This window comes from Longimicrobiaceae bacterium (assembly GCA_035936415.1).
Lineage (GTDB): Bacteria > Gemmatimonadota > Gemmatimonadetes > Longimicrobiales > Longimicrobiaceae > JAFAYN01.
In genome coordinates, this window is sequence record DASYWD010000198.1 from 1 (window position 1) to 26,143 (window position 26,143).

25 protein-coding genes are annotated in these 26,143 nt (G+C 73.5%); 12 read left to right on the forward strand and 13 right to left on the reverse strand.

Going from position 1 to position 26,143, the window contains the following annotated elements; translation table 11 throughout:
• Together VGR37_07710 and VGR37_07715 are read right to left on the reverse strand one after the other, a co-directional pair.
• Positions 1-917 (reverse strand): glycine betaine ABC transporter substrate-binding protein (locus tag VGR37_07710; GenBank protein ID HEV2147274.1); only part of this gene is annotated, 917 nt, incomplete at its 3' end.
• Positions 914-1,663: an ATP-binding cassette domain-containing protein gene (locus tag VGR37_07715; GenBank protein HEV2147275.1), complete on the reverse strand. Its 750-nt coding sequence runs from the start codon at positions 1,661-1,663 to the stop codon at positions 914-916. The genes VGR37_07710 and VGR37_07715, both read right to left, overlap by 4 nt.
• 147 nt (positions 1,664-1,810) lie before the next feature.
• Between VGR37_07715 and egtD the strand changes: the two genes are divergently transcribed.
• Positions 1,811-2,788, forward strand: a complete 978-nt coding sequence (egtD, locus tag VGR37_07720; GenBank protein ID HEV2147276.1) for an L-histidine N(alpha)-methyltransferase — start codon at positions 1,811-1,813, stop codon at positions 2,786-2,788.
• Positions 2,789-2,801: 13 nt separating this feature from the next.
• Here egtD and VGR37_07725 read toward each other — a convergent pair whose 3' ends face one another.
• Positions 2,802-3,083, reverse strand: a complete 282-nt coding sequence (locus VGR37_07725; GenBank protein HEV2147277.1) for a hypothetical protein — start codon at positions 3,081-3,083, stop codon at positions 2,802-2,804.
• Between the two features lie 189 nt (positions 3,084-3,272).
• On the opposite strand from VGR37_07725, the gene VGR37_07730 reads away from it, so the two are divergent.
• Positions 3,273-3,623, forward strand: a complete 351-nt coding sequence (locus tag VGR37_07730; GenBank protein HEV2147278.1) for a BlaI/MecI/CopY family transcriptional regulator — start codon at positions 3,273-3,275, stop codon at positions 3,621-3,623.
• On the opposite strand, the gene VGR37_07735 is transcribed toward VGR37_07730, so the two are convergent.
• The 4 genes from VGR37_07735 to VGR37_07750 form a co-directional block, all read right to left on the reverse strand.
• On the reverse strand, positions 3,569-4,264 hold the full coding sequence (locus VGR37_07735; protein HEV2147279.1) for a class I SAM-dependent methyltransferase: 696 nt from the start codon (positions 4,262-4,264) through the stop codon (positions 3,569-3,571). The genes VGR37_07730 and VGR37_07735 overlap by 55 nt on opposite strands.
• A complete protein-coding gene (locus VGR37_07740; protein HEV2147280.1) occupies positions 4,261-5,424 on the reverse strand; it encodes a DUF3616 domain-containing protein in 1,164 nt (387 codons plus the stop codon). The genes VGR37_07735 and VGR37_07740 overlap by 4 nt, the downstream gene beginning before the upstream one ends.
• Positions 5,425-5,559: 135 nt before the next feature.
• A complete protein-coding gene (locus VGR37_07745) occupies positions 5,560-6,657 on the reverse strand; it encodes a PrsW family intramembrane metalloprotease (protein ID HEV2147281.1) in 1,098 nt (365 codons plus the stop codon).
• A gap of 20 nt (positions 6,658-6,677) precedes the next feature.
• A complete protein-coding gene (locus VGR37_07750; GenBank protein HEV2147282.1) occupies positions 6,678-7,367 on the reverse strand; it encodes a hypothetical protein in 690 nt (229 codons plus the stop codon).
• A 192-nt stretch (positions 7,368-7,559) separates the two neighbouring features.
• Between VGR37_07750 and VGR37_07755 the strand changes: the two genes are divergently transcribed.
• The 5 genes from VGR37_07755 (at position 7,560) to VGR37_07775 (ending at position 13,290) form a co-directional block, all read left to right on the forward strand.
• Complete coding sequence (locus tag VGR37_07755) at positions 7,560-8,057, forward strand: hypothetical protein (protein HEV2147283.1); 498 nt, start codon at positions 7,560-7,562, stop codon at positions 8,055-8,057.
• Between the two features lie 105 nt (positions 8,058-8,162).
• Positions 8,163-9,506, forward strand: coding sequence for a Trk system potassium transporter TrkA (trkA, locus tag VGR37_07760; GenBank protein HEV2147284.1), 1,344 nt, complete (start codon positions 8,163-8,165; stop codon positions 9,504-9,506).
• On the forward strand, positions 9,499-10,956 hold the full coding sequence (locus VGR37_07765) for a TrkH family potassium uptake protein (protein ID HEV2147285.1): 1,458 nt from the start codon (positions 9,499-9,501) through the stop codon (positions 10,954-10,956). Before trkA ends, VGR37_07765 begins: the two co-directional genes overlap by 8 nt.
• Positions 10,957-11,092: 136 nt before the next feature.
• Complete coding sequence (locus VGR37_07770) at positions 11,093-12,187, forward strand: SPFH domain-containing protein (protein ID HEV2147286.1); 1,095 nt, start codon at positions 11,093-11,095, stop codon at positions 12,185-12,187.
• A 2-nt stretch (positions 12,188-12,189) separates the two neighbouring features.
• Positions 12,190-13,290, forward strand: a complete 1,101-nt coding sequence (locus tag VGR37_07775) for a hypothetical protein (GenBank protein HEV2147287.1) — start codon at positions 12,190-12,192, stop codon at positions 13,288-13,290.
• 9 nt (positions 13,291-13,299) lie between these two features.
• Here the strand turns inward: VGR37_07775 and VGR37_07780 are convergent, their stop codons facing one another.
• Both VGR37_07780 and VGR37_07785 read right to left on the reverse strand, forming a co-directional pair.
• Positions 13,300-14,124: a M48 family metallopeptidase gene (locus VGR37_07780; GenBank protein ID HEV2147288.1), complete on the reverse strand. Its 825-nt coding sequence runs from the start codon at positions 14,122-14,124 to the stop codon at positions 13,300-13,302.
• A 93-nt stretch (positions 14,125-14,217) separates the two neighbouring features.
• On the reverse strand, positions 14,218-14,661 hold the full coding sequence (locus VGR37_07785; GenBank protein ID HEV2147289.1) for a helix-turn-helix transcriptional regulator: 444 nt from the start codon (positions 14,659-14,661) through the stop codon (positions 14,218-14,220).
• 593 nt (positions 14,662-15,254) lie between these two features.
• Between VGR37_07785 and VGR37_07790 the strand changes: the two genes are divergently transcribed.
• Positions 15,255-15,467, forward strand: a complete 213-nt coding sequence (locus tag VGR37_07790; protein ID HEV2147290.1) for a cold-shock protein — start codon at positions 15,255-15,257, stop codon at positions 15,465-15,467.
• 82 nt (positions 15,468-15,549) lie between these two features.
• On the opposite strand, the gene murB is transcribed toward VGR37_07790, so the two are convergent.
• Positions 15,550-16,500 (reverse strand): UDP-N-acetylmuramate dehydrogenase, encoded by a 951-nt coding sequence (gene murB / locus VGR37_07795; GenBank protein ID HEV2147291.1) that lies wholly within the window; start codon positions 16,498-16,500, stop codon positions 15,550-15,552.
• Between the two features lie 231 nt (positions 16,501-16,731).
• Between murB and VGR37_07800 the strand changes: the two genes are divergently transcribed.
• Genes VGR37_07800 through VGR37_07815 form a run of 4 tightly spaced genes read left to right on the forward strand, consistent with a single transcriptional unit; the run spans position 16,732 to position 23,920 of the window.
• The gene (locus tag VGR37_07800; GenBank protein HEV2147292.1) at positions 16,732-17,064 is read left to right on the forward strand and encodes a PadR family transcriptional regulator; all 333 of its coding nucleotides are present in this window, start codon (positions 16,732-16,734) and stop codon (positions 17,062-17,064) included.
• Between the two features lie 11 nt (positions 17,065-17,075).
• Complete coding sequence (locus VGR37_07805; protein ID HEV2147293.1) at positions 17,076-19,775, forward strand: ABC transporter permease; 2,700 nt, start codon at positions 17,076-17,078, stop codon at positions 19,773-19,775.
• A gap of 22 nt (positions 19,776-19,797) precedes the next feature.
• Complete coding sequence (locus tag VGR37_07810) at positions 19,798-22,506, forward strand: DUF5916 domain-containing protein (GenBank protein HEV2147294.1); 2,709 nt, start codon at positions 19,798-19,800, stop codon at positions 22,504-22,506.
• Positions 22,507-22,543: 37 nt separating this feature from the next.
• Positions 22,544-23,920, forward strand: a complete 1,377-nt coding sequence (locus VGR37_07815) for an amidohydrolase family protein (GenBank protein HEV2147295.1) — start codon at positions 22,544-22,546, stop codon at positions 23,918-23,920.
• A 10-nt stretch (positions 23,921-23,930) separates the two neighbouring features.
• Here VGR37_07815 and VGR37_07820 read toward each other — a convergent pair whose 3' ends face one another.
• The 3 genes from VGR37_07820 to VGR37_07830 form a co-directional block, all read right to left on the reverse strand.
• Entirely contained in the window at positions 23,931-24,794 is an 864-nt protein-coding gene (locus tag VGR37_07820) for a DUF4097 family beta strand repeat-containing protein (GenBank protein HEV2147296.1), read from the reverse strand.
• A 37-nt stretch (positions 24,795-24,831) separates the two neighbouring features.
• Positions 24,832-25,809, reverse strand: coding sequence for a DUF4097 family beta strand repeat-containing protein (locus VGR37_07825; GenBank protein HEV2147297.1), 978 nt, complete (start codon positions 25,807-25,809; stop codon positions 24,832-24,834).
• 21 nt (positions 25,810-25,830) lie between these two features.
• A partial coding sequence (locus VGR37_07830; GenBank protein ID HEV2147298.1) for a hypothetical protein occupies positions 25,831-26,143 on the reverse strand: 313 nt, incomplete at its 5' end.

The window sequence follows — 26,143 nt, forward strand, 5'->3', positions numbered from 1 at the left end:
GTCTCCCCCGCCCCGGCCGCGTCCTCCCGGCCGACCAGGCCCAGCTCGCGCAGCGCGTCCGCGGCCACGGCGGCGATCTCCTCGCCGTCCACCTCCACGCGGCGGTTGATCGAGCGCATCCGCTCCTCGTCCAGGCGGCCGCTCAGCTCGGTGAGCGCCGCCACCGCGGCCGGCGATTCGCGCCGGAGCCGCGCGCCCACCAGCGCCGCCGCCTCGTACGGAGGGAAGAAGCGGCGGTCGTCCTCCAGGACGACGAGCCCGTAGCGGGCGATGGCGCCGTCCGTGGAGTAGCCGTCGATCACGTCCACCGCGCCCGAGGCGAGCGCCTGGTACTTCACGGCCTGCGCCAGTGCCCGCACGTCGCGCGGGCGGAAGCCGTACGCCTCCCGCAGCCCGGGGAGGCCGTCCGCCCGCCCGATGAAGTCCGGCGTGAAGCCGGCGCGGAGCCGCCCGCCCTCGCGCGCCAGGTCGCTCAGGGTACGGAGCCCCAGCCGCTCCGCGGTCTCGGGGCGCACGGCGATGGCGTAGGTGTTCTCGAAGCCCAGCGGGGGGAGCCAGCGCACCCCCCAGCGCCGCTCGAACTCCCGCGCCACGCGGCGGTACGCCTCCCTCGGGTCGCGCACCGGCTCCTCTCCCAGCACGGCGAGCAGCCCCGTCCCGGTGTACTCCGGGTACACGTCGACCGCGCCGGAGCGGAGCGCGGCGAAGGCCACCTCCGTCGCGCCCAGCCCCGGCCGCCGCTCCACCGGGATCCCCCGCGCCTCCAGCAGCTGCGCGAACATCTCCGCGAGGAGGAACGACTCCCCGAACGGCTTGGAAGCCACGACGACGGGCCGCTCCGCGGGCTCCGCCGACTGTGCCGGCGCGCGCCCCGGACCGGCGAGCAGCAGCGCGGCGAGGACGAGCAGGCGCCTCACGCGGCACCCACCCGCGAGCGGCGCAGCAGCTCCCGCACGTACTCCGTGGCGGGAGCGGCGGCGAGCGCGTCCGGCGCCGCGACCTGCTCGATGCGGCCGGCGCGGAGCACGGCGACGCGGTCCGCCAGGAGCGTGGCCTCATGCAGGTCGTGCGTCACCAGCACCGTGGCGGTCCCCAGCTCCCGCCGGAGCGCCCCGTACACCTCCTGCAGCTCCGCGCGGGTGATGGCGTCCAGCGCGCCGAAGGGCTCGTCCAGGAGCACCAGCGCGGGGCGGGCGGCCAGGGCGCGCGCGAGCGCGACGCGCTGCCGCTGGCCCCCGGAGAGCTCGCGCGGAAACCGGTGGGCGTATGTCTCCGGCGGGAGGCCGACGAGCTCCAGCGCCTCCGCCGCGTGCCGCTCCGGCGCCCGGTCGCCGCGGAGCCAGGGGACCAGCCCCGCGTTGCGGAGCACGGTCCAGTGGGGGAGGAGCCCCCCGTCCTGCGGCGCGTACCCCACGCGGCGCCGCAGCGCGACGGGGTCCAGCGCCCGCACGTCCTCCCCCTCCACCCATACCGTCCCGCCGTCCGGGTCCGTCGTGCGGTTGAAGCAGCGCAGCAGGGTGGACTTCCCCGAGCCGCTCTCCCCCACCAGCGCGACGCACTCCCCCCGCGCGACCCGGAGCGACACCCCGTCCAGCGCCGCCACGGGGCCGTAGCGCTTCACCACGCCCTCCGCCTTGAGGGCCGCCTCGTCCGGACCGGACATGTCGGGAGCAGTCGGGGTGGGGTTCTACAAAGTGTGTACGGCGGGCCTGCTTCTTGCCCCCGCGGGACGGCGGCGTGGCGCGAGCGCCCGCCCCGCCCTAGCTTAACCGGCACACCTCCGCTCCCGCAAAGCGCGCACTCCCGGCACATGATCCAGGACAGCATCGTCTCCCCCGCGGCGGAGCAGGCCGCCGCCCGCGAGCGCATGGTCGAGGAGCTCCGGGACGGACTGTCGCGCCCGCAGAAGGAGCTGCCGCCCAAGTACTTCTACGACGTGCGCGGCTCGGAGCTGTTCGAGGAGATCACCCGGCTTCCCGAGTACTACCCCACGCGCACCGAACGCGCGCTGCTGGAGCGGTGGATGCCGGAGTGGGAGGGGGCGCTGCGTCCCCGGGCGCTGGTGGAGCTGGGCGCGGGGAGCGCAGCCAAGACGCGGGTGGTGCTGGACGCCATGATCGCCACAGGCGGCGGCGGGACGTACGTGCCGGTGGACGTGAGCGCCGACTTCCTGGCGGAGACGGCCGCGGCGCTCCGCGACGAGTACCCGTCGCTGGAGGTGGTTCCCGCCGTGGCCGACCTCTCCGGAGAGACGGAGCTCCCGGGCGGGCTCCCGGAGCCCACCCTCTTCGCCTTCCTGGGGAGCACCATCGGCAACTTCACCCCGGAGGAGGCGGTCGCGCTGCTCCGGCAGGTGCGGCGGGCGATGCGGCCGGACGACCGCTTCCTGCTGGGGGTGGACCTGCGCAAGGACCCGGCGCGGATCGAGGCCGCATACAACGACGCGCAGGGCGTCACCGCCGAGTTCAACCGCAACATGCTCCGCGTCCTGAACCACGAAGCGGGGGCGGACTTCGATCCGGAGGCCTTCGAGCACCGCGCCTTCTACGACCGCGGGGAGCACCGCATCGAGATGCACCTGGTCGCCACCGCGCCGCAGACGGTGCACGTCCCCGGCGTGGGCGAGGTGCGCTTCGCCGCGGGCGAGTCGATCCGCACCGAGATCAGCTGCAAGCACGACCGCGCGAGCGTGGACGCGATGTTCGCGGCCGCCGGGCTGGCCGTGGAGCGCTGGGAGACCGATCTCGAGGGGCTCTACGCCTTGGTGCTCGGCGCCCCGGCTCCGTAGCTCCGGGCGGCGGTCAGCCGGGTGGGAGCTGCCCGCGCCGGATCTGGCGGGCGCCCGCGGCCACCCCGGCGCCCACCCCCACGCCGAACAGCACCGCCGTCCCGGCACCCACCAGGGGGAGGAGCGCCACCGCGGGGACCGCCGCCGCCGTCGCCGCCGCCCCCGCGAGCAGGGGGGCGCTCCCGCGCTGCACGGCGTCCACGAAGCGGAGCCTGCGGCGCACGAACGCCCGCGACTGGAAGTAGCCGCCCGCGGTGGCCGCGGCAGTCGCTGCTAGACCGATCAGCTCGAGCATCTCCGTAGTCCTTTTTTTCGAGGGGTGTCACCGCCTGCCCGCCCTACGGGCACCGCCGCGCCCCGGTTTCACCGCCCGCGCCGGATCGGTCCTCGCCCGCGGGGAAAGATCCTTAGGGGCCGGCACGGGACATTCCGTAAGACAGGCGAACATCGCTGCACCATCCGGGGATCGTTCACGGGAGACGGCATGGGCGAGATCGACGGGCTGACGGACCTACAGCTGGGGGTGGTCCGGGTGCTGTGGGAGGCGGGGGAGGCCACGGCGGCGGAGGTGCGCTGCGCGCTCGCGCCGGAGCGGCGGCTCGCCCCCACCACGGTGGCGACGCTCCTCGCGCGCCTGGAGCGGAAGGGGCTGGTGGCGCACCGGGCCGAGGGGCGGCAGTACGTCTTCCGCGCCGCGGTCTCCGAGGCGGAGGTCCGGCGCGCGAGCGTGGAGGGCGTGGTGCGGCGCTTCTTCGGGGGCGACCCGGAGGCGCTGGCGCGCTACCTGTCGGACGGGGGCGGGGCGGCCGGGGAGGGCCGGTCCGGGGAGGGCTGACCGGCGCGCCGCAGGCACCAGGTGGTCATGCAGCGCAGCCCGTCCACGTTCACGGTCCGGAGCGGCTCCAGCGACTCCGCGCCGAGCCGCGCGGCGGCATCCCGCAGCATGGCCTCGTCCACCAGGAAGCGCTCCGTCCCGTCCGGGAGCGCGAAGCGCCGCCCGCCCAGGGAGCGCACCCGGTCCTCGATCCCGATGTCGGAGGCGAGCCGCGCGAAGAAGATCCCCCCGGGCCGCAGCACCCGCCACGCCTCCGCCAGCATGGCGGCGAAGTGGTCCGGGTCGCGCGCGAAGTGCAGCACGGCGCTGCTCAGCACCGCGTCGAAGGCGGCATCGGGGAAAGACGTCCGCTCCACCGGCTCCGCGCGGAACCGGTCGGCGGGGAGCCCGGGACGAAGCTCGCCGGCCAGGCGGCGGGCCGCCTCCACCGCGGCGGGGTCGCGGTCCACGCCGTACACCTCGAAGCCGGCCCCCAGCAGGTACCGCAGGTTCCGCCCGCGCCCGCACCCGGCGTCGAGCAGGCGCATCCCGGGGACGAAGCGCCCCTTGAGGATCTGGTCGAAGAGGTAGACGTCGATCTCCCCGAGCCAGGCGCGCAGCTCCGCCGGGGACGGCGCCGGGCGCGGCGCGGGACCGCTCACCCCGGGAGCGGAAACAGGTCGGCGTAGACGCGGCCGCCCGACGCCATGCGCCCCTCCACCGGGGAATCGTACACCACCAAGAGCCCGGCCGGCCGCCCCGGATCCCGGAAGAGCGCGATCCCCTCCGCGTGGTCCTTCCCCGCGTCCTCGCCCTGCCCGTAGGGGACGTCCATCACCTTCCGGATCCGGTCCCGCCCCACCAGCTCCTGCTCGTCCGGCTCGCACCCCCCGGTCCAGCGGAAGAGCGTCACCGGCCCGTCCATGTCGAGCGTGGGTCCCGCGAGGATCAGGAGGTCCGCCCCGTCGGCGGCGAGCTCCCGGATCCCCAGCCCCCCCAGGTCCACGAAGTGCTTGCGGAAGCGGGCGCCACCGGGGCCGATCTTCCGGAGCTTGAGGCGGGAGGGATCCTTCTTTTTCGTCTTCGGCTCCACCTCCAGGATGGTGGCCCACCCGCGGAGCACCGGCCCGCGCAGCCCCAGGAAGACCCGCTCCCCCGCGACGGCCAGCCCCTCCACGTCCAGGCCGTTGTCCTTCCCCGGGATCCCCCCGAACGGCCCCAGGTGCGGGTCCTTCGCGAGCGCCTTGAGGAGCTGGCTCTTCGGCCCCTCGCCCTTCACCCGCGCCGCGGTCAGCGTCCACTCCGGGTCGGCGGGGTCGGGGCAGCTCCGGCGGGGGGTGTGCTCCCCCGTCTCCGGGTCGCGCTCCAGGGGGATGCGGGCGAGGAGGTAGCGGTTCTCCTCGGTCTCGATCTCCGCCAGCTTCTCGATCTCCCCGGCGGGATCGTCCGTGTCCGGGTCCGGCTTGCTCCGCTTCAGGCTGTGCGAGCCCACGATCCAGAGGTACGGCTCGCGGTAGTCCATCCCCTCCACGTCCACCTCCTCCCCGGTGCCGCTGGGGAGGTCGAGCAGCTCGTCGAGCGCGAAGGTGGCGTGGCCGTGGAAGTGGGTCCCGTCGTCCGTGGAGAGCCGCTCCAGCGCCGTCCCCTCGTCGGCGGCGACGAACAGGTTGCGGCCCACGCGCGCCGCCGCCGAGAGCCCGGTGCGCAGGTCCTTGCCGCCCGCCAGGTCGTGCTCCACGTCGCCGAAGTCCAGCAGGACGCGCGGGGGCTGCCCGTCCGAGCCGTCCGAGCCGTTCGAGGCGTCCGAGCCGAAGATACGCACCGTTTCCTCCCGGAGTCCTGGTTCCGCGGCGGCCGAGCGCCGCCCGCGGAGCCGGACTCACGATCCGTGCCGGGTCTCCGGGAACGCGAAGGGGCCGCCCGCGCGGCCCCGGTCCGATCCGCCGGACGGCCCGGGTCAGCCGCCCCCGGGCTCGCGCAGCGCCCCGATGCGCGACACCAGCTCGCCCTCGCACCGGGCGTCCATCTCCGCTCCCCGGGAGATCCCGCGCTCCACCCGCCAGCGGTGGAAGGCCAGCTCGCTCGCCGCCTGGCTCAGCTCGCCGTGCCGCCGCCAGGCGCGCACGCCGCCCTGCCGGAACGCCGCGGCCGAGGCGCGCAGCCGCCCGCGGACGGTGCAGATGTGGTCCAGCTCCGCCGCCGCGATCACCCCCGTCTCCACGAAGGGCACGAGCTGGGCGCGGATCATCCGCCCCTCCCGCCGGAGCGAGTGCCGGATCAGCAGGATCAGCCCCAGGAACACCGGGACCATCACCAGGAAGTAGACGGGGAAGAAGACGTCCAGGCTGGCGGCCAGGTTCCAGAGGGAGTGGATCAGCATCGCCGCGGCGAGCCCGGCCAGCGGCGCGAGCACCTGGACCGGGCGCCGGCGCGTCTCGCGGGCGATCCCCAGCCCGATCCCGGTCATCGCCGTGAAGAAGGGGTGCGCGAACGGCGACATCACCCCGCGGATGACGAAGGTCCCGATGGAGCCTTCGGTCCCCTCCGCCAGGGCGTTGCCGTAGTAGAGGACGTTCTCGGTCATGGCGAAGCCGAGCCCCACCATGGCCGCGTAGACGATCCCGTCCGTGACGTTGTCGAACTCGTCGCGGTGCCGGAAGAAGAAGACGAAGAGCACCAGCGCCTTGGTGAGCTCCTCCACCACCGGCGCGGAGATCACCGCGCCAGCGAGGCTCGCCCTGTCCGCCCCCAGCGAGCCGGCCAGCGACAGCTCGAAGACGGTGTTCACCAGCATGGAGATGAAGACCGCCCCCGCGGCCCCCCAGAAGAAGGCGTTCGCCAGCAGCCGCCGGGGCTCCGCCTCGAAGCGGTCCAGCCAGAGCGCGACCGCCACGTACACCGGCACCGGGAGGGTGGCGAGGATGAGCCCGAAGACGAAGCCGTCGGTCCCCGTCTCCAGCGCGATCAGGAGCAGGGTGAGAAGGCCCACCCCGCCGACCGCCTTCTTCCGCGCCGTCCACCAGCGCGCGGCCGGTGGCCTGGTCTGCGTCGTCAACCCGGTCTCCATGCTCGAAGTCAGCGGCCCGCGGGCGTGGCGCCCGCCGCCACGCCGCCCCGCGCCAGGAGTCGATCCAGCAGCTCCGCCCCCCCCTCGGCGAGCCCCGGCACCTCCGCCCCCTCCGCCAGGGACGGGGCGCGCCAGACGAAGAGGTCGCTCCCAGCGCCCTCGGCGCACAGCTCCGGGTTCTCCTCGAAGAACGCCGTCACCTCCGGACCGAAGAGCTCCCGGACCGCGGCTTCGTCCTTGCCGAGCAGCTTGCACGCACTGGAAAAGCGGGGGCGGTCGGGGAAGTCGATGTCCTCGGCTCCGAACAGGGCCTCGATCCGGTCCAGTACGCCCTCCGGCCAGACGGAAAAGGCGGGGAGCGCGAGCCGCTCCGACCAGAGGTAGAGCACCGTCCGGCGCCAGCGGTGGCTGGACTTCCCATGGCCGGTGGTGTAGTGGAAGTCGAAGACCGCCGCGCGCGTGTCGCCCCGGCGCCCCGCCATGAAGTTGCGGATCGCCGGCCCCCGCCCCTCGCGGAAGGGGGAAAAGCGCTCCAGCCCCGGTACGGCGTCCAGCGGCTGCGTCGGCGCGAAGCTCCACCCCAGCGCCGCGGCCACGGCCTGCAGCTCCTCCGTGCGCCTCCGGGCGGCCGCCCGGCGCCACAGGTCGTTCGCGGCGATCAACCCCGCCATGCTCATTAGCATGATGAAGAGCCCCATGCAGGTCTCCGGGTGCGGGTGGGTTCTACGTGGACGCGGGCCTGCCGGCGGGCCTGTCCCGTCCGGAGCGGGCGCGCAGCAGGGCGAGGCGGGGCCGGGGCATGGAGCGCCCCGGGCTGGAAAACGCAATATAAACAGCCGGTTTCGCGGAGGGCAGTCCCTCGCGGCACGGAGGTTGAGCGGGGGAGCGCCATGCAGAGTGCGCTCCTCGCCGTGGACCTGGGACTCCGGACCGGCCTCGCCCTGTACGGCGACGACGGGCGGCTCCGCTGGTACCGCTCGCAGAACTACGGCAGCTTCACCCGCCTGAAGCGGGGGATCCACGGCGTGGTCTCGGACGTCCCGGCGCTGGCCTGGCTCGTGGCCGAGGGCGACCGGCACCTGTTCGAGCTCTGGGAGCGCGAGGCGGCCAAACAGGGCGCCTCCGCCCTCCGCGTGGGTCCGGAGCGCTGGCGGCCCCGCATGCTCCTGCCGCGGGAGCAGCGGAGCGGCGCCCAGGCGAAGCAGAGCGCGGACGCCGCCGCCCGGCGCGTCATCGAGTGGTCGGGCGCGCCCCGCCCCACCTCCTTGCGGCACGACGCGGCGGAAGCCATCCTGATCGGCTTCTGGGGGGTGCTGGAGGTGGGGTGGCTGGAAGACGTCCCGCAGGAGCTGCGGGGCGCGATGCCTCCGGCGCGCGGGGCCCCATGACCCACCCGCGCGCCGGAACGGTTCCTGCGCGCGGGAGCCGCCGCACGCCACCCGTTCCACCGCTCGGCCTCGATCCGAGCCTTCCCGAACCGGCGCAGTCCTGACGTGAGAATCCTGATCCTCGGGGCGGGTGACGTAGGGTTCCACCTCGCCCAGCACCTGGCGGAGGAGAACCACGACGTGGTGGTGGTCGAGCAGAACCGCGATCGGGCCCGCCTCATCGAGGATGCCATGGACGCGCTCGTGGTGGAGGGGAACGGCGCCAGCCTCAGCACCCTGGAGAAGGCGGGGATCGCCAACACCGACCTGCTGCTGGCGGTGACCAGCCAGGACGAGATCAACCTGATGGCCTGCCTCTCGGCCGCGCAGTACGAGGTCCCCAAGCGGATCGCCCGCGTCTCCAAGCCCGACTACTACGACCACACCGGGATCCTCCCCCCTGAGCGCCTCGGGGTGGACCTGATGATCAACCCGGAGCGCGAGTGCGCGCTGGAAACGTACCAGCTCCTGCAGAGCGCCGCGGCCGCGGAGTTCGCCCAGTTCGAGGGGGGGCTGGTGCAGCTGATCGGGGTCCGTGTCCGGCCGGACGCCCCGGTGGCGGGGAAGCGGCTCCTGGAGATCGGACAGGACGCGCGGCGGGCGCGGGCGCTCGTGGTCGCGATCGTCCGGGACGGGCAGACCATCATCCCCAAGGGGACCACCCGGATCGAGGCCGGTGACCAGGCCTTCATCCTGGGGGAGCCGCACCACCTTCCCGAGGTGCTCCCGCTGGCCGGCTACAGCCGGTTCAACCTGAACCGCGTGATCATCGCCGGCGGGAGCCGCGAGGGGCGGTTCCTGGCGCACATCCTGGAGGAGCACAAGATCGGCTGCACCATCCTGGAGACCGACCGGCGGCGGGCCCTTGCGCTCGCAGAAGAGCTGCGCCGGAGCCTGATCCTCCACGGCGACGCCACGGACCTGGAGCTGCTGGAGATGGAGGGGATCGGGGACGCCGACGGCTTCGTGGCCTACACGGGGAGCGACGAGACGAACCTCCTCTCCTGCCTGCTGGCCAAGAACCTGGGCGCCCGCAAGGTGATCTCGCTGGTGGAGCGGTTCGACTACATCCCGCTGGTGTCGCGGGTGGGGGTGGACGCGGCGGTCTCCCCCCGGATGGCGGCCGTCAACGCGATCCTCAGCCACGTCCGCAGCGGGTCGGTCCTCGCCGTGGCGACGCTCAAGGGGACCCGGGCCGAGGGGATCGAGTTCGACGTCTCGCCCAAGTTCCCCTACGCGGGCCGCCCCCTCGCCGAGGTCCGCTTTCCCGAGGGAACCCTGATCGGGGCGGTCATCCGGGGAGAGCGGGTCATCATCCCGCGCGGCACGGACGCGGTGCGGGTCGGGGACCGCGTCATCGTCTTCGCCCTCCCGGAGGCCATTCGGAAGCTGGAGGAGATCTTTGCCTGAGGGGCGGGGGCACCTGAGCCTCGGGGACGTCGTCCACCTCGTCGGCACCGTCCTCCTCGGCGTGTCCGCCGCACTCGCCGTCACCGCCCTGGCGGGGGCGGTGCTCCGGGACCGCTCCTTCGCGCCGCTCGCGCTCTCCGCGCTGGTGGCGGGGGTGGCCGGCGCCGCGGGGCGCTGGTTCACCCGCGTCCCCGGGAACATCAATTTCCGGGAGGCCTTCGCCACGGTGTCCTTCTCGTGGACGGCGGTCGCCCTCGTCGGGGCCCTCCCGTACCTGTTCTCGGGGACCCTCCCGGATCCGGCCGAGGCGCTCTTCGAGTCCATGTCCGGCTTCACCACCACCGGCTCGACGGTGCTCACGGACATCGAGGCGGTGGCCCCCGGGATCCTCCTCTGGCGGAGCGTGACCCAGTGGCTGGGCGGGATGGGGTTCATCGTCCTGGGCGTGGCCGTGCTCCCCTACCTGGGCGTGGGCGGGATGCAGCTCTTCCGCCTGGAGGCGCCCGGTCCCACCGCCGACCGCCTGCGCCCGCGCATCCGGGAAACCGCGAAGCTCCTCTGGGCCGTCTACGCCGCGCTCACCGGGGTGCTGGCCGCGCTCTTCCTGTTCGGGGGGATGTCGCTCTACGAGGCGGTGAACCACGCCCTCACCACCATGCCCACGGGGGGCTTCTCCACCCGGAACGCCTCGATGGGGGCCTTCTCGCCCTACATCCAGTGGGTGACGATCGTCTTCATGTACCTGGCGGGGACCAGCTTCACCCTCCACTACCGGCTGCTGGGGCGCGGGCCCCGGGTATACTGGAGAGACACCGAGTGGCGGCTCTACACCGGGATCATCCTGGCGGGGACCGCCGTCGTGGCGCTGATGATCCACGGCCGCGGGGTCCCCTTCGCGCAGACGCTCCGGGACGCCACCTTCCAGGTCGTCTCCATCGTGACCACGACGGGATACGGCACGGCGGACTTCGCCCTCTGGGCGCCCGGCGCCCAGATCGTCCTCTTCCTCCTCTTCTTCCTGGGGGGGATGGCGGGCTCCACGGCGGGGGGGATGAAGATGGTGCGGGTGCTCCTGGTGCTGAAGCACGCCTGGCTGGAGATCCGCAAGCAACTCCACCCGCGCGCGGTGTTCGTCCCCAAGGTGGGGGGGAAGGCGGTGCGCGAGCACGTGATGCTCAACGTGCTCGGGTTCGTGCTGATCTACATGATGCTCTTCGGGCTCGGCACCTTCGCCATTGCCTCGCTGGGGTTCTCGCTCCCCGCGGCGGCCGGCGCCGCGGCCACGGCCGTGAGCAACGTGGGACCGGGGCTCGCGGAGCTGGGCCCGGTGGAGAACTTCGCGGACGTCCCCTGGCAGGGGCACCTGATCCTCACCTTCCTGATGCTCGTCGGCCGGCTGGAGATCTACACCGTCCTCCTCCTCTTCCACCCCGGCCTGTGGAGGCGGTAGCGCTGAAACGTTTCCCCGCCCCGCCCCGTACCTCATCTCCGCGGGGCGCCGCTCCCGTTGCGGACCCCTCCGGCCGCGTGTAGATACAGGGAGCGCCACCCCGCGCCGGAACCGACCTCCAGCCAGGAGCAACCCCGTGGGAATCTTCGACTTCGTCAAGCGGGAGCTGATCGACGTCATCGAGTGGCTCGACCCCTCGAGCGACACGATGGTGCACCGCTTCGAGCGCTACAACAACGAGATCAAGAACGGCGCGAAGCTGATCGTCCGTCCCGGCCAGGCCGCGGTGTTCGTGGACGAGGGGCGCACCGCGGACGTCTTCACCCCCGGCACCTACACGCTCACCACCGAGAACGTCCCCGTCCTGTCCACGCTCCGGGGGTGGAAGTACGGCTTCCAGAGCCCGTTCAAGGCCGAGGTCTACTTCGTCAGCACCCGCCAGTTCACCGACCGGAAGTGGGGGACGAAGAACCCCATCATGCTCCGCGACCCGGAGTTCGGGCCGGTACGGCTGCGCGCCTTCGGGAGCTACGCGGTGCGCGTGGCCGAGCCGGCGAAGTTCGTCGCCGAGATCGTGGGGACGAACGGACACTTCCGCACCGACGACATCGAGGGGCAGCTCCGCAACCTGATCACCTCCCGCTTCGCCGACGTGGTGGGCGAGAGCCGGATCCCGGTGCTGGACCTGGCCGCCAACCAGGACGAGCTGGGCGGCTTCGTCGCCGACCGCATCCGGCCGGAGTTCCTGGACTACGGGATCGAGATCACCAAGGTGCTGGTGGAGAACGTCTCGCTCCCCGAGGAGGTGGAGCGCGCGCTCGACCGGCGCACCAGCATGGGCGTGATCGGCAACCTGCAGGCGTACACGCAGTACCGGACCGCGGAGGCCATCGGCGACGCCGCGAAGAACCCCGGCGGCGGCGCGGCCGAGGGGATGGGGCTGGGGATGGGCTTCGCCATGGCGCAGCAGATGGCGCAGAACATGGCCGGCGGCCAGCCCGCCGCCCCCGCCGGTCCGCCGCCGCTCCCGCAGCAGGCCGCCTTCTTCATCGCCGTGGACGGCCGGCAGAGCGGGCCGCACCCGGTGGACGCGCTCCGGCAGCGCATCGCCGAGGGGGCGCTCACGCGCGACACTCTCGCCTGGAAGGAAGGGATGGCGCAGTGGACCCCCGCGGGCGAGGTCCCGGAGCTGGCCCCGCTCTTCGGGGCCGCTCCGCCCCCGCTCCCGTAGCGGTGGACACCCCCTCCGCGGAGCAGGCCGGGCGCGGGCTGGCCTGCTCCGGGTGTGGCGCGGGGCTGAAGTTCGCCCCCGGCACCGACTCTCTCCTCTGCCCCTACTGCGGCGCCTCCACCCCCGTCCCGCCTGTTGCGGGCGGGACCGAGGAGCTGGACTTCCACGCCTGGCTCGCCCACGCCGCCTCCGCGAGCGACACCTACGAGGTGCTCGCCGCGCACTGCGCCTCCTGCGGCGCGGAGACCACGCTCCCGCCCAACGTGGTCGGCGACGAGTGCCCCTTCTGCGCGGCGTCGCTGATCCCCGCCGCACGCTCGCAGCGCCTCCTCAAGCCCACGGCGCTCCTCCCCTTCCGCGTCACCCACGAGGAGGCGGAGGGGGCGCTGGAGCGCTGGATACGCGGCGTCTGGCTGGCGCCCAACGACTTCAGGCGGAGCGCACGGCGCGAGGGCGGGCTCGCCGGCGTCTACGTCCCCTGCTGGACCTTCGACTGCCGGGCGACCAGCCGGTACACCGGCGCGCGCGGCGAGTGGTACTGGGTGACGGAGCGGTACACCACCACCGAGAACGGCAGGAGCGTGACCCGCACCCGGCAGGTCCGGAGGACGCGCTGGTACCCGGCCTCCGGCACGGTGCACGACACGTTCGACGACGTCCTGGTGCTGGCGAGCGAGTCGCTCCCGCGCGAGGAGGCCGACGCGCTCCAGCCGTGGGACCTGGACCAGCTGGTGGCCTTTTCCGAGGAGTACCTGAGCGGCTTCCGCACCGAAAGCTACCGGGTCCCGCTGGACCAGGGCTTCGAGCGGGCCAAGCCGGTGAGGGACGACGCCATCCGCGCCACCATCCGCCGGGACATCGGCGGGGACGAGCAGCAGGTCCACGACGTGCGGACCCGGTGGGACGACGTCACCTTCAAGCACGTCCTCCTCCCCGTGTGGATCAGCCCGTACCGCTACCGCGACCGCGTCTACCGCCGCCTGGTGAACGCCCGCACCGGCGAGGTGCAGGGCGAGCGCCCCTGGAGCTGGATCAAGGTCGCCCTGCTCGCCGTCTTCCTGCTGATCGTCGCCTTCGCCATCGCCGCGCTCGCGGAGGGGTAGTCCGCGGGATCACGGCGCCTGCGCCGTGGAGATTTCCCGGACGCGCTCGCGGAAGCGCTGGTAGCGCGGTGTGTCCCGCACCAGCTGCTCCTCCAGCGAGCCCAGCGTCCCGATCACCGCCCGCGCCTCGCGCACGCGCTCCGCACTGGTGGGGTGGGTGGAGAACCACTGCTCCACCGCCCCCGGCTGGCGGTCCTGCGTCCGCAGCAGCTCCTCGAAGAAGGTGGCCATCCCCTCCGGGTGGTACCCCGCGGCCACGAGCGTCTCGATGGCTTCCAGGTCCGCCTCGCGCTCGGCGTCGCGTCCGTACTTCGCGAAGATCGCCGCGCCTCCCCCCTCGATCGCCACCTGCTCCAGGAGCCCCGGCTCGCGCCCCATGAGCAGGTAGGCCAGGTTCACCAGGAGCCCGGCCCCCCGGCGCTTCTCCATCTGCTCCAGCCCGTGCCGCTCCGTGACGTGGGCGATCTCGTGCCCCAGGACGCCGGCGAGCTCCGCCAGCTCGTCCGCCGCCTCCACCAGCCCGGCGTTCACGTAGACGTGTCCCCCGGGGACGGCGAAGGCGTTGACCTCGGGCGAGTCCACCAGGTGGAAGGTGTAGCGGCGCCCGGTGGAGTCGGCGTGCTGCGCGAGCGCGCGCCCCAGCCGGTTCAGCTCCTCCACCGCGGCCGGGTCACGGATCAGCGGAAGCTCCGCGGCGATCTCGGCCGCGTACGCATCGCCGATCTGCGCCTCCTCCTCCACGCCGATGGCCGACGTGCAGGCGGCCAGCGCCACGAACGGGAGGAGCCGCGCGAGGCGGCGTGCCGGTCTCCATCTCCTGCCTGTCCCGAACATCGGATGCTCTCTCCCCGGGATGAACGAAGGGCCCCGCCGGAAGCGCGGGGCCCTTCACGATCCGCACCACCGGGCCCGAGGGCGCGCTCCCCCTCAGAGGTCGTCCCGCTCGACGCGGTCACGCAGCTCGTACCACCAGTCCGGGACGCGCCCCTTCGTCGTGAGCATCCTCCGCAGCCCTTCGAGGGCGTCCAGCTTGCGCGGCCTGTCCTGCCCCGCGGGCCCGATCCCGCCCAGGAAGCGGGCGACCGTGTCGGGGGAGGCGAACGGTTCCTCCGCCTCCCCCTCCGCCGCGGGCGCCGCCTCCTCCGCCGCGCCCGGGGTGTGCCCGGTGAGGATCCAGTCCGCGTCCGTGTCGCCCCACTCCGCGATCTGCTCCAGGTGGTAGCGGTGCGGGACCGAGCCCCCCGTCTCCCAGCGGGCGATGGAGCCCGGGTGCACCCCCAGCTTGTCCGCCAGCTCCGTGCGGTCCCACCCGAGCCGCTCCCGCACCCGCCGAACGCGGTGCCCGACCGCGCGCCGTGCCTCAGCGTTCATGACGATGCACCCTGGTCCTTTCCCACGCCCTTGACACGGGAGCGCAGCCGGTGAATCTTGTGCGAGGTGTTCACCCGGGGTGAAGCCACCTGCGATAATCGTTGTCGCACGATACCCGGGCCGGGAGGAGGGCGCAAGGACCCGCGCTCGCGGCGGGCGCCGCCGGGTGAGCCCGGCTCACGAGATGCTTGACACACCCCGAGGCGCGAACTACCTTGCGCCCCCATCATAACGAGCCTCGTCCTTTCCGCCCCGGCCGGCCCCGGCCGACGGCGCGCATCCATCCGGTCCCGCTCAGGTACCTCCTTTCGAAGAACTCCCTGTGATCGCGGTACAGACGGGCCAGCGAGGGCGCGGCGCCGCGGAGCATCCGCGGCCGGGCCGTCCGCTCAAGGGTCGCCAGCCGCATGCACGCGGATCCATACGTCAACCACATCCCAGAGAAGCCGGGCCGATGCCGCAGCGCGGCGGAGGCGAAGTCTGCGCAGGAACGCCCAGCGTGGGGGGCGCGGCGAGTCCGGATTGCCCACGTGTACCCGTCGGCTGGTGCGGCACCGCCGGACCCCGATCAAACCACCACAAGGAGTCGTAGTATGAGGATCAGCGGAACGGTGAAGTGGTTCAACGACGCCAAGGGCTTTGGCTTCATCACGCCGGCCAACGGAGAAAAGGACTGCTTCGTCCATTACTCCGCCATCCAGGGGAACGGCTTCAAGTCCCTGGCCGAGGGCGACGCGGTCGAGTTCGACCTCGTCCAGGGCGAGAAGGGCCCCGCGGCCGAGAACGTCGCCCGCGTCGGCGCCTGATCGGACGGCACCAGCACGACGGCGAGGCGCCGGTCCCCTGGGGGCCGGCGCCTCGTTCGTTTCTCCCTCCCCGCGGCCCGCCTCAGAACTCTCCCACCATCCCGATCTCGGTGCGCAGCTCGTAGCCCAGCTCCCGCTGCACCGTGGTCTGCGCCAGGTCGATGATCGCGCGCACCTCCGCGGCGGTCGCACCCCCCAGGTTCACGACGATGTTGGCGTGCTTGTGGAAGATCTGCGCGCCGCCCAGCACGTGCCCCTTGAGCCCGCACTGGTCGATCAGCCGGCCCGCCCCCACCCCCTCGATCTTCTGGAAGATGGATCCGGCGCTGGGATACAGCCACAGGTCCGGGTGGCGGTCGTCGCGCCACATCAGGTTCTCGCGGATCACGTCGCGCAGCTCGTCGCGCGGCTGCGGCTCCAGGCGGAAGGTGACGTCCAGCACCACGTCGCGGCGGTCGTGCAGGATGCTGTAGTCGTACCCGAACCGGAAGTAGGCGAGGTCCACCTCCCGCACCTCCCCCTCCTCGGCCAGGATCGTGGCCCCCTCCACCACCTCCTCGATGAAGACGGTCCGCTCGCGCTCCGGCGGCGGCGACAGGAAGTGCAGGTTCTGCCAGACCGCGCCCCCCACGGTGCTCGGGATCCCCACGTAGTGGTGGAGCCCCCCCAGCCCCCGCGCCACCGTGGCCTGGATGAGGTCGTGGTACACCCGCGCCCCGGACCCCGCCCGCACCCGCGTCTCGTCCAGGAACTCGATCCCCTCCACCTCGTTCTTGATCACCAGCCCCCGGAACCCGCGGTCCCCCACCAGGATGTTGGCGCCCATCCCCAGCAGGAAGAAGGGGATCTCCATCTCGCGGGCCGCGCCGACCGCCTCCGCCAGCTCCTCCGGGGTGCGGGCCCGGTACAGCAGGTCGGCCGGGCCGCCGATCTTGAAGGTGGTGTAGGGCGCCAGCGGCACGTCGCGCTCGATGCGGTCCGCGTGCAGGCGGCGGGCGAGCTCTTCCTCGGGAATCCGGGCCGTGTTCGGCATGCAGCGGGTTCGGTTCGGTGGTCGGCGGGGAGGCCCCCGCCCGGCGGCGCGGCGGAAGTTGCAAGGGCGGTGCCCGGGAAAAGAAGCGCGACAGTGCGGGGGTGCGGAAGTGCGGGAGTGGGGCTGGGGGGCGCCCGTCGGCGGCGGACGAGACGAAACCCTTGCGCAACGCCTCGGGGCGACGCATCTGTTCCCCGTAACGATTCCGGGGAATGCTTCCGAGGAGAGATCATGGCCCGAGACGATCTGCAGCTGCTGCAGGGGACGCTGGACGTGCTGGTGCTGAAGACGCTCTCCTGGGGGCCGCGGCACGGCTACGGGATCGCGCGCTGGATCCGGGACGCCACCGACGCCGAGCTGCAGGTGGAGGACCGGGCGCTCTACGTGTCGCTGCACCGCATGGAGGAGCGGGGGTGGCTCGAGTGCGAGTGGGGGCTGACGGAGAACAACCGGAAGGCCAAGTACTACCAGCTCACCCCCGAGGGACGGCAGCAGCTCGCCGCGCAGGCGACCACGTGGGTGCGCTACGCGGCCGCCGTCTCCAAGGTCCTCCAGACCGCCTGACGGGAGTGGCCATGGTACGCATCCCGGGGATCCGTCGGGTGTTCCGCTTCCCCTCCGCGGAGGGGCGGGTGGCGGGCGAGGTGGAGGACGAGATCGAGTTCCACCTGGAGGAGCGCGCGCGCGAGCTCGTAGCGCGGGGGATGGATCCCGCAGCGGCCCGCGCGGAGGCGCTGCGGGAGTTCGGCGACGTGCGCGAGGCGCGGACGGCGCTGGAAGAGATCGGCCGCCGACGGGTGCGCCGGGCGCGCCGCACCGGCTGGTGGAGCGACCTCCGCCAGGACGTCCGCTACGGCGCGCGCGCCCTGCTCCGGTCGCCGGGGTTCACGCTCGTCGCCGTGCTCACCCTGGCGCTGGGGATCGGCGCGACCACGGCCATCTACACCGTGGTGGACACGGTGCTGCTGCGGCCGCTGGGGGTCGCGGATCCGGACCGGCTGGTGGTGCTGCGGGAGCGGAACCGGGGCGACGAGACGTCTCCGCTGCGGCAGGGAGGCACGGTGTCGCCCGCCAACTTCTTCGACTGGGAGGCGCAGGCGCGCTCCTTCTCGTCCCTCGCATACTTCACCCAGTGGCCCCTGAACCTCACCGGCGACGGGGAGCCGCAGGAGGTGCAGGTGCAGGCGGCGAGCGCCGACCTCTTCTCCACGCTGGGCGTGCGGCCGATGCTGGGCCGCACCTTCCGCCCGGAGGAGGACGACCCGGAGGGCGAAGGGATCGGCTTCGGCGGGGTGGCGGTGCTCAGCCACCGGCTCTGGCAGAGCCGCTACGGCGGAGATCCCGACGTGCTGGGGAAGACGATCCGCGTGGCCGACCTGCCGCTGGAGGTGGTCGGGGTGATGGGACCGGACTTCCGGATGCTGGGCCACAGGCCCGACCTCTGGATGCCGCTGGCGATCCAGCCGGGCAACCGCACCGACATGGGCCGCTTCCTGACCGCCGTGGGGCGGCTGAAGCCGGGCATCCCGCTGGAGCGTGCCGAGGAGGAGATGGGCGCGATCGCCCGGCGCCTGGAGGAGGCGTACCCCGACCAGAACACGGGGATGGGCGTCACCCTGATGCCCGCGCGCGAGCAGGTGGTGGGCGAGGTCCGCCCGGCGCTGCTGGTGCTCCTCGCGGCGGTGGGGATGCTCCTCCTGATCGCCTGCACGAACGTGGCGAACCTGCTGCTCGGCCGCGCCACCGCGCGCCGGCAGGAGATCGCGGTGCGCCTCTCCCTGGGGGCCACGCGCGCGAGGCTGGTGCGGCAGCTCCTCACCGAGAGCCTGGTGCTCTCGGCGGTCGGCGGCGCCATCGGGCTCGCGGCGGCCGCCCTGGGGACGCGGGTGCTGGTGCGCTCCCTCCCGGAGAGCGTGCAGCTCCCGCAGATGGAGGCCGTCGCCGTGGATGCCCGGGTGCTCGCCTTCGCGCTCGGGGTCACGCTGCTCACGGGGATCCTCTTCGGGCTCGCCCCCGCGCTGGTGTCCAGCCGCACGGACCTGCAGGGCTCGCTGCGCGACGGCGGCCGCGGCAGCACCGGCGGACGCGCCCCCATGCGGCTCCGCGGCGCCCTGGTGGTGGCGGAGGTGGCGCTGGCGCTCATGCTCCTGGTGGGAGCGGGACTCCTGCTCCGCTCCTTCCAGAAGCTGCAGGCGGTGGACACCGGGATGAACCCCGCGGGGGTGCTCACGCTCCGCATGTCGCTCGGCTCCGAGGCCTACGGCTCGGCGGACGCCCAGCGCGGCTTCCTGGCGCGCCTCCTCCCGGCCCTGGAGGCGCTGCCGGGCGTGCAGGCGGTGGGCACGACCTCGCACCTGCCGCTCACCGAGGAGGGGAAGATGGGGCACAACGCCTTCCGGGCGGACCGTCCCCGACCCGTCCAGGGGAGGGCGACGAGCGTGGACTTCCGGGTGGCGGGGGGCGACTACTTCCGGGCGCAGGGGGTGCGGCTGGTGCGCGGGCGGACCTTCGGGCCGCGCGACGACCCCGGGGCGCCGACGGTCTTCGTGATCAACGAGTCGCTCGCCCGGACGCTGTTCCCGGGGGAGGACCCCGTCGGGAAGCGCCTGGCCTATCCCTGGTTCGAAGGCGACGTGGAGGGGGAGATCGTCGGCGTGGTGGAGGACGTCCGCGAGACGAGCGTCGCGGCGGAGCCGGCGCCGGCCCTGTACCGTGCCTTCGCGCAGATGCCGGACGCCGACCTGGTCGTCATGATCCGCACCGCGGGCGACCCCCTGGCGCTGGCGGGAGCGGCGCGCGAGGCGATCCGCCGGCTCGACCCCGACCTCCCGGTGGCGAGCGTGCGCACCATGGCCTCGGTGGTGGCCGGCGCCACGGCACGCCCGCGGCTCAGCAGCTACCTCCTGGGGGGCTTCGCCGCCGTCGCCCTGCTCATGGCCGCCATCGGGCTGTACGGGGTCATCGCCTACGGGGTGGCGCAGCGGCGCGGCGAGATCGGGGTCCGGGTGGCGCTCGGGGCGGACCGCGCCGCCATCCTGGGGCTGATCGTGCGGCAGGGGATGGCGCTCACGGCGGCCGGGCTGGCCGTGGGGCTGATCGGCGCGCTCGCCCTCTCGCGCCTGCTGCGCTCCCTGCTCTACGGGGTGACCACGACCGACGCGGCCACCTTCCTCGCCGTCCCGCTGGTGCTCGCCGCGGTGGCACTCCTGGCCAGCTACCTCCCCGCGAGCCGCGCCGCCCGGACCGATCCCGCCACCGCCCTGCGGCTGCAGTAGCCGAACCACACCGGAGAACCCGATGCGTCCACGTATTCTGCAGCTTGCGGTGGTCTCCCTCGCGCTCGGGCCGCTCGCCCCGGCCGTGCTCCCCGCCCAGTCGCGTCCGGCGGGCGAGCCCGCGCAGGAGCGGCCCCGCCCGGTGGCCACGGCGGAGCCGCGCTCCGGCCCCGTCCGCCTGGACGGCCACCTGGACGAGGCGGCCTGGGCCGCGGCCACGCCGGCCACCGAGTTCACGCAGCAGCGTCCCAGCGAGGGGGCGCCCGCATCGGAGCGGACCGAGGTGCGTTTCCTGTACGACGAGCACGCGCTCTACATCGGCGCCCGCATGTACGACTCGCTGGGCGCCGCCGGGGTGACGAGCCGCCTCGTGCGGCGGGACCAGGACCCGCAGAGCGACTTCCTGCGGATCGACTTCGACCCCTACCGCGACCGGCTGTACTCGGTGGAGTTCGACGTGAATCCCGCCGGCTGGCGTGGAGACGCGGCGGGGAACGACGGCTCCTGGGACCCCGTCTGGGAGGCGGCCACGCAGGTGGACTCGCTCGGCTGGACGGCGGAGATCCGCATCCCCTTCAGCCAGCTCCGCTTCTCCCGCGACCCGGTGCAGACGTGGGGGCTCAACCTCACGCGGTTCATCCACCGCAAGCAGGAGCGCGCGCTCTGGTCGTTCTGGGGGCAGAAGGAGCCGGGCGGGCCCGCGTTCTTCGGCGAGCTGGCCGGGATGCGGATCCATGGCCGCCCCCAGCACGTGGAGCTGCTCCCCTACGCCGTCGCCCGCACGGAGCGGCTCTCCTCCGGCGACCCCCGGAGCCCCTTCTACGACCCTGCCTCCAGCGGCCTCCGCGTCGGGGGCGACCTGAAGTACCTGGTGACCAGCAACCTGACGCTCTCGGCCACGGCCAACCCGGACTTCGGACAGGTGGAGGTGGACCCGGCGGTCGTGAACCTCTCCGCGTTCGAGACCTTCTTTCCGGAGCGGCGGCCCTTCTTCGTGGAGGGCTCGGACCTGTTCCGCTTCGGCCAGCCGGGCTGCAACATCAACTGCGGCCTGGGGCTGAGCCTCTTCTACTCGAGGCGGGTGGGGCGCCGTCCGCAGGGCGCGGGGCTGGCCTTCGCGGCGGGGCCGTACGCGGACGTCCCGGAGAACGCGGCGATCCTGGGCGCCGCCAAGCTCACGGGGCGGACGGCCGGGGGCTACACGGTGGGGCTGCTGAACGCGGTCACCCGCCGCGAGGTGGCGGAGGTGGAGACCGGGGACGGCGAGCGCCTCCTGCAGCCGGTGGAGCCGCTCACCAACAGCTTCGTGGGGCGGGTGCGGCGCGAGATGCGGGGCGGGAGCCTGGTGCTGGGGGGGATCCTCACCTCGGTCAATCGCGACCTCGACGACCGCGGCCTCACGTCGCTCCTCCCGGGGAGCGCCCAGACCGCGGGCGTGGACGGGGAGTACTTCTGGGGGAGGCGCACCTACAGGCTGTACGCGGCGGTGGCCGCCTCGCGCCTGGCCGGCGATTCCGCCGCCCTCCTCCGGGTGCAGCGCTCCAGCGCGCGCTACCTCCAGCGCCCGGACCGGGACCCCGCCTCCAACGGGCTCTTCTCCTACGCGTACGACCCCTCCGCCACGAGCTTCAACGGCTACGGAGCCATCGCCCGGGTGGCGAAGCAGGGGGGGAGCTGGCTCTGGGACCTGAACGCCGCCTCCGTCAGCCCCGGCTTCGAGACCAACGACATGGGCTTCCAGACGAGCGCCGACTGGCGCTGGCTCAACGGCACCCTGGGGCGGCAGTTCACGAAGCCGACCCGCTACTACCGCAACTTCGCCATCATGGGAGGGGCGGAGCAGCAGTGGAACTACGACGGCGACGTGACCGGGCGCGACGTGAGCCTGTCCACCCGCGCGGAGCTGCGGAACTACTGGAACGCGTCGCTCTTCCTCCTCCGCTACTTCCCCACCCTTTCCGACCGGCTGACGCGGGGAGGGCCGGTGCTCCGGCAGCCGGGGAGCACGGGTGCCTTCCTCAGCCTCGGCACCGACTCCAGGCGCCCGGTGGTGGTGCGCACCAGCTTCACCGGCTTCGCGAACGACGACGGCGGGTCCAGCGCGTCCGGATCGCTCAACGCGACGCTCCGCCCGGCCTCGAACGTCTCGCTGACCCTGGGTCCGGCTTACAGCCGCGTGCGGAGCACCGCCCAGTACGTCACCTCGGTCGCGGACCCCACGGCCACGGCGTTCTTCGGGCGGCGCTACGTCTTCGCGCACCTGGACCAGGCCCAGCTGAGCCTGACCACGCGGGCGAGCGTCACCTTCCGGCCCAACCTCTCGCTGGAGCTCTTCGCGCAGCCGCTGCTCGCCAGCGCCGACTTCCACGACTTCGAGGAGTTCGCCGCCCCCCGGCGCGCGGAGAAGCTCGTCTACGGCCGCGACGTCGGCACCGTCGAGGCGACGACCGTGGACGGAGCGACCCGCTACGTGGTGGACCCCGACGCGGCGGGGCCGGCCCGGAGCTTCACCCTCCGCGACCCCGACTTCAACCTCCGCTCCCTGCGCGGCACGGGCGTGCTGCGCTGGGAGTGGCGGCCGGGCTCCACCGCCTTCCTCGTCTGGACGCAGACCCGGAGCGAGAGGGCGACCCTGGGCGACTTCGACTTCGGCCGCGACCGGGCCGCGCTCTTCGACGCGCCCGCGGACAACATCTTCCTGCTGAAGGTGAGCTACTGGCTCGGAATGTAGGAGCCCACGCCTACGGAACCCCCACCGCGAGACGCACATGCAGATGCGAAGGCTCTTCCTGGGAGTGTCCCTGATCGCGGCGGGCGCGTGCAGCTCCGCGGGCGCGCCGCCCTCCCCGCCGGCCCCTAACACGCTCGCCATCACCGGCGTGACCGTGGTGGACGTGACCGGCGGGCCCTCGCGGCCCGAGCAGACGGTGCTCGTCGCGGGGAACCGGATCGTCGCGATCGGACGCGCCGCCGACGTGCGCGTGCCCCGCGGCGCCCGGGTGGTGGACGGCGCGGGGAGGTACCTGATCCCGGGGCTGTGGGACGTGCACACGCACGTGGTCGGCTTCGGGAGGGAGGCGCTCCCGCTGTTCCTGGCGAACGGGGTGACGGGCATACGCGACATGGGGGCGGAGCGCTTCGCCGCGGCGAAGGCCCTGCGCGACAGCATCGCCGCCGGGACCATCGTCGGCCCCCGCATGACCGTCGCCAGCCCGGTGGTGGAGAACCCCCGCTGGCTCGCGGCGATCCGGACGATGGAGGAGAAGGCCGGGCTCCCGTGGAAGCTGTACGAGCGCTTCGGTCCGCGCTCGCCCGAGGAGGCGGTGCGCTGGGTGGACTCGGTGGCCGCCCTGGGGGCCGACCACATCAAGGTCCGCAACTGGCCGGACACCGTCATCGGCGGGGCTCTGGTCGCGCGGGCGCGGGAGCGCGGCCTGCCCGTGGTGGGGCATGCGAACGAGCCGTTCCCGCGGACGGGGATCACGACCTACGAACACGGCATCTGGCCGCCGCTGAAGGGGTCCGACGCCGCACGGGACTCGCTCTGGAGACGGTTCGCCGGCGGCGGCTCGGCCGTGGTCCCCACCCTGGTTACGTGGCCCATCCGCCTGGACCCTCCCGATACGCTGCTGGGCCGGCTGGAGAGCGGAAGGATCCAGGGGCTCCGCTACGTTCCGGCGGAGGCGCGCGCGGAGTGGCGGGACGCCCTGGTGGGGCTGAAGCAGGAAAGCCCGTTCGACTGGACGGGCTACCACCGCGTCTATCTGCGCGACGTGGCGGAGATGCACAGGGCGGGCGTCCCCCTCATGGCCGGGACTGACATCGGGGCCCCGCTGCTGGTCCCCGGGTTCAGCCTGCATGACGAGATTGCGCTGCTCGCGAGCGTCGCCGGGATGACTCCCCTCCAGGCGCTGCAGTCCGCGACGCTCATCCCGGCCCGCGTCCTGGGCATGGCAGACTCGCTGGGCACGGTGGCCGTCGGGAAGCTGGCCGACCTGGTGCTCCTGGACGCCGACCCGCTCGCGGACATCGGAAACACCCGGCGGATCCACGCCGTCGTGGCCGACGGGAGGCTGCTCGACCGGGCGGAGCTGGACCGGCTCCTCGCGGAGGCGGAGCAGGCGGCGACTCCCCGGGCCCGCTAGCCGCGCCGGCTCAGCGCGCCCGCCGCAGCCGCACGTCGCCCGAGAGGGTGGTGACGGACAGCTCCCTGCCCCCGCTGCCCAGGGTGCCGCGGACGCTGCGGCGCATGGAGCGCCTCTCCACGTCCAGGGGGAAGTCGGTCTCGATCTCCCCGCTCATGGTCCGGATCCGGACGTCGGTGCTGGCGCGGGCCGGGAGCTCCACCGTGACGTCGCCGCTCACGGTGCTGAAGTCCAGCCCGCCCGTCCATGCGGCGCTCCCCAGCGAGGCGAAGATCCCGCCGCTCACGGTGGAGGCTTCCCCGTAGCCGGTGGTGGAGAGGCGCACGTCGCCGCTCACGCTGCGCGCCTCCACGTAGCCGCGCAGCCCCTCCGCCTCCACGTCGCCCGAGACGTTGCGGGCCGCCAGCCGCACGCCGGCGGGGACGCGCACGGTGAAGTCCACCCTGACGTCGTTGTCCTGCACGTTCAGCTCGCGCCAATCGCCCGCCTCGCAGCGGTTCTCGCCGGCCGGCTCCCGGCGCTCCTCCGTGCGCCGCCCGCGCGAGCTCCCCCGCGGGTACACGGCGCACACGGTCACCCCGTCCTCGTGCGGCACCACCTCGATGCGGACCGACTCCGGGTCGCTCCGGCCGGCCCGGCGCACGGCCACCACCTCCACCTCGCGCCCGGAGGCCGGGAGCGCGCGGATCGTACCGCTCACCCCCTTCACCTCGATGGTCTTCCCCTGGGCGAGCCGCCCGCTCCAGCGGAAGGGCTCCTGCGCGGGCGGGATCCTCTCCCCCGCGGCGGGGGTCTCCGCGGCGGCGAGGCCGTCGGTGCGGGCGGCGGCGAGCGCGCCCGCGCCCAGCGCGGCGATCAGCAGGTACCTGTACATGTGCGGCTCTCCGGAGCGGGCGGCGTGTGAGGAAGGATCAGCGGAAGTCCGGGGCCGCCGGGCGCGGGGCGGGCTGCGGCCGGGGCGCACGGGTGCGGGACCGGCGCGCCGTCTCACGCTCCTCGGCCCGGGCACGGGCGGAGGCGAGCGCGGCGCTCACCTCGCCGGGGCGGCGCAGCCGCGCGTCGCCGCTGAAGGTCTCCAGCTCCAGGCGAGCGCTCCCGGAGCCCAGGACGAAGGTGTAGCGGCGCCCCCCCTCCCGGTCGCGGCCGGGGATCGGGAAGCTCGCGTCCAGGTCGCCGCTCATGGTGGCGACGGAGACGGTCACGTCCGCGCGCTCGGGCACGGAAGCGAACACGTCGCCGCTGTGCGTCACGAACGAGTAGCTCCCTCGGGGCTGGATGTCGCCGTCGTAGTACACGTCGCCGCTCACGGTCACCGCCTCGACACGGGGGGAGGAGATCCGCTCCAGGTAGATCTCGCCGCTCACCGTCTCGGCCTGGACGTCGCCCGACGACTCGACGATGCGGACGTCCCCGGAGGTGCTGGCGGCGCGGATCGTCCCCTGGGCGCCCTGGACGCTCGTCTCGCCCTGTACGGTGCGGACGGTCACGGCGCCGCGCCCGCCGCGCACGGACACGTCGCCCTGGACGGTCTGCACGGCGACGTCGGCCTGGGTCCCCTCCACGCTCACGTCGGTGTGCATCCCGGTCAGGTCCAGCCGCATGGAGGCGGGGACGGTGATCCGGTAGTCCACGATGTTGGCGGGCCCCATCCGCGAGCGGGCGTCCACCCGCACCACGGAGCCGGCGTTCTGTACCCTCACCTCGGTGCGGGAGTTGTGCTCCGCCTCGATGCGGACCTGGTTCCGGTTCCAGGTGCGGACGACGATGTCGCCGCCGGTGTTGCGCACCTCCAGCCGCGCGCCCGGCTCGACGGCGAAGGTGGTGTCGGTCTGGGGCGCCGCGCCGGCGAGCGCCGCGGCCAGGAGCCCCCCTGCAATGCTGGTCAGCATGAGTGTGTATCGGTGTATGCGTCAGGTGGTCGCGGTCACGATCTGGCTCGCCTCGCGCAGGAGCTGCAGCTTTCTCTGCATCGTCCCGGCGAGGTAGGTGTTCATCTGTGCGTTGGCGGGGTCGGCCGCCAGGGCGCGGCGGGCGTCGTCGATCGCCGCGTCGATGGCCGCCAGGCTCTCCTCCAGCACCTGCACGGTGCGGGGGTCCAGCCGGTCGCGCCCCGCCTCCAGGACTCCCTGGAGGTCGGCCACGGCGGCGTCGTAGGCCGGGTCCACCGGGTAGCCCACCAGCCGGGTGGCGACGTCGCCGCGGGGGAGCGCCCGGGAGGGATCC

Bases quoted from the DNA above. Each gene is read 5' to 3' on its own strand.
- VGR37_07715 (HEV2147275.1), bottom strand. From the start codon at position 1,663: ATGTCCGGTCCGGACGAGGCGGCCCTCAAGGCGGAGGGCGTGGTGAAG.
- egtD (HEV2147276.1), top strand. From the start codon at position 1,811: ATGATCCAGGACAGCATCGTCTCCCCCGCGGCGGAGCAGGCCGCCGCC.
- VGR37_07725 (HEV2147277.1), bottom strand. From the start codon at position 3,083: ATGCTCGAGCTGATCGGTCTAGCAGCGACTGCCGCGGCCACCGCGGGC.
- VGR37_07730 (HEV2147278.1), top strand. From the start codon at position 3,273: ATGGGCGAGATCGACGGGCTGACGGACCTACAGCTGGGGGTGGTCCGG.
- VGR37_07750 (HEV2147282.1), bottom strand. From the start codon at position 7,367: ATGGGGCTCTTCATCATGCTAATGAGCATGGCGGGGTTGATCGCCGCG.
- VGR37_07755 (HEV2147283.1), top strand. From the start codon at position 7,560: ATGCAGAGTGCGCTCCTCGCCGTGGACCTGGGACTCCGGACCGGCCTC.
- VGR37_07780 (HEV2147288.1), bottom strand. From the start codon at position 14,124: ATGTTCGGGACAGGCAGGAGATGGAGACCGGCACGCCGCCTCGCGCGG.
- VGR37_07785 (HEV2147289.1), bottom strand. From the start codon at position 14,661: ATGAACGCTGAGGCACGGCGCGCGGTCGGGCACCGCGTTCGGCGGGTG.
- VGR37_07790 (HEV2147290.1), top strand. From the start codon at position 15,255: ATGAGGATCAGCGGAACGGTGAAGTGGTTCAACGACGCCAAGGGCTTT.
- murB (HEV2147291.1), bottom strand. From the start codon at position 16,500: ATGCCGAACACGGCCCGGATTCCCGAGGAAGAGCTCGCCCGCCGCCTG.
- VGR37_07800 (HEV2147292.1), top strand. From the start codon at position 16,732: ATGGCCCGAGACGATCTGCAGCTGCTGCAGGGGACGCTGGACGTGCTG.
- VGR37_07805 (HEV2147293.1), top strand. From the start codon at position 17,076: ATGGTACGCATCCCGGGGATCCGTCGGGTGTTCCGCTTCCCCTCCGCG.
- VGR37_07810 (HEV2147294.1), top strand. From the start codon at position 19,798: ATGCGTCCACGTATTCTGCAGCTTGCGGTGGTCTCCCTCGCGCTCGGG.
- VGR37_07815 (HEV2147295.1), top strand. From the start codon at position 22,544: ATGCAGATGCGAAGGCTCTTCCTGGGAGTGTCCCTGATCGCGGCGGGC.
- VGR37_07820 (HEV2147296.1), bottom strand. From the start codon at position 24,794: ATGTACAGGTACCTGCTGATCGCCGCGCTGGGCGCGGGCGCGCTCGCC.
- VGR37_07825 (HEV2147297.1), bottom strand. From the start codon at position 25,809: ATGCTGACCAGCATTGCAGGGGGGCTCCTGGCCGCGGCGCTCGCCGGC.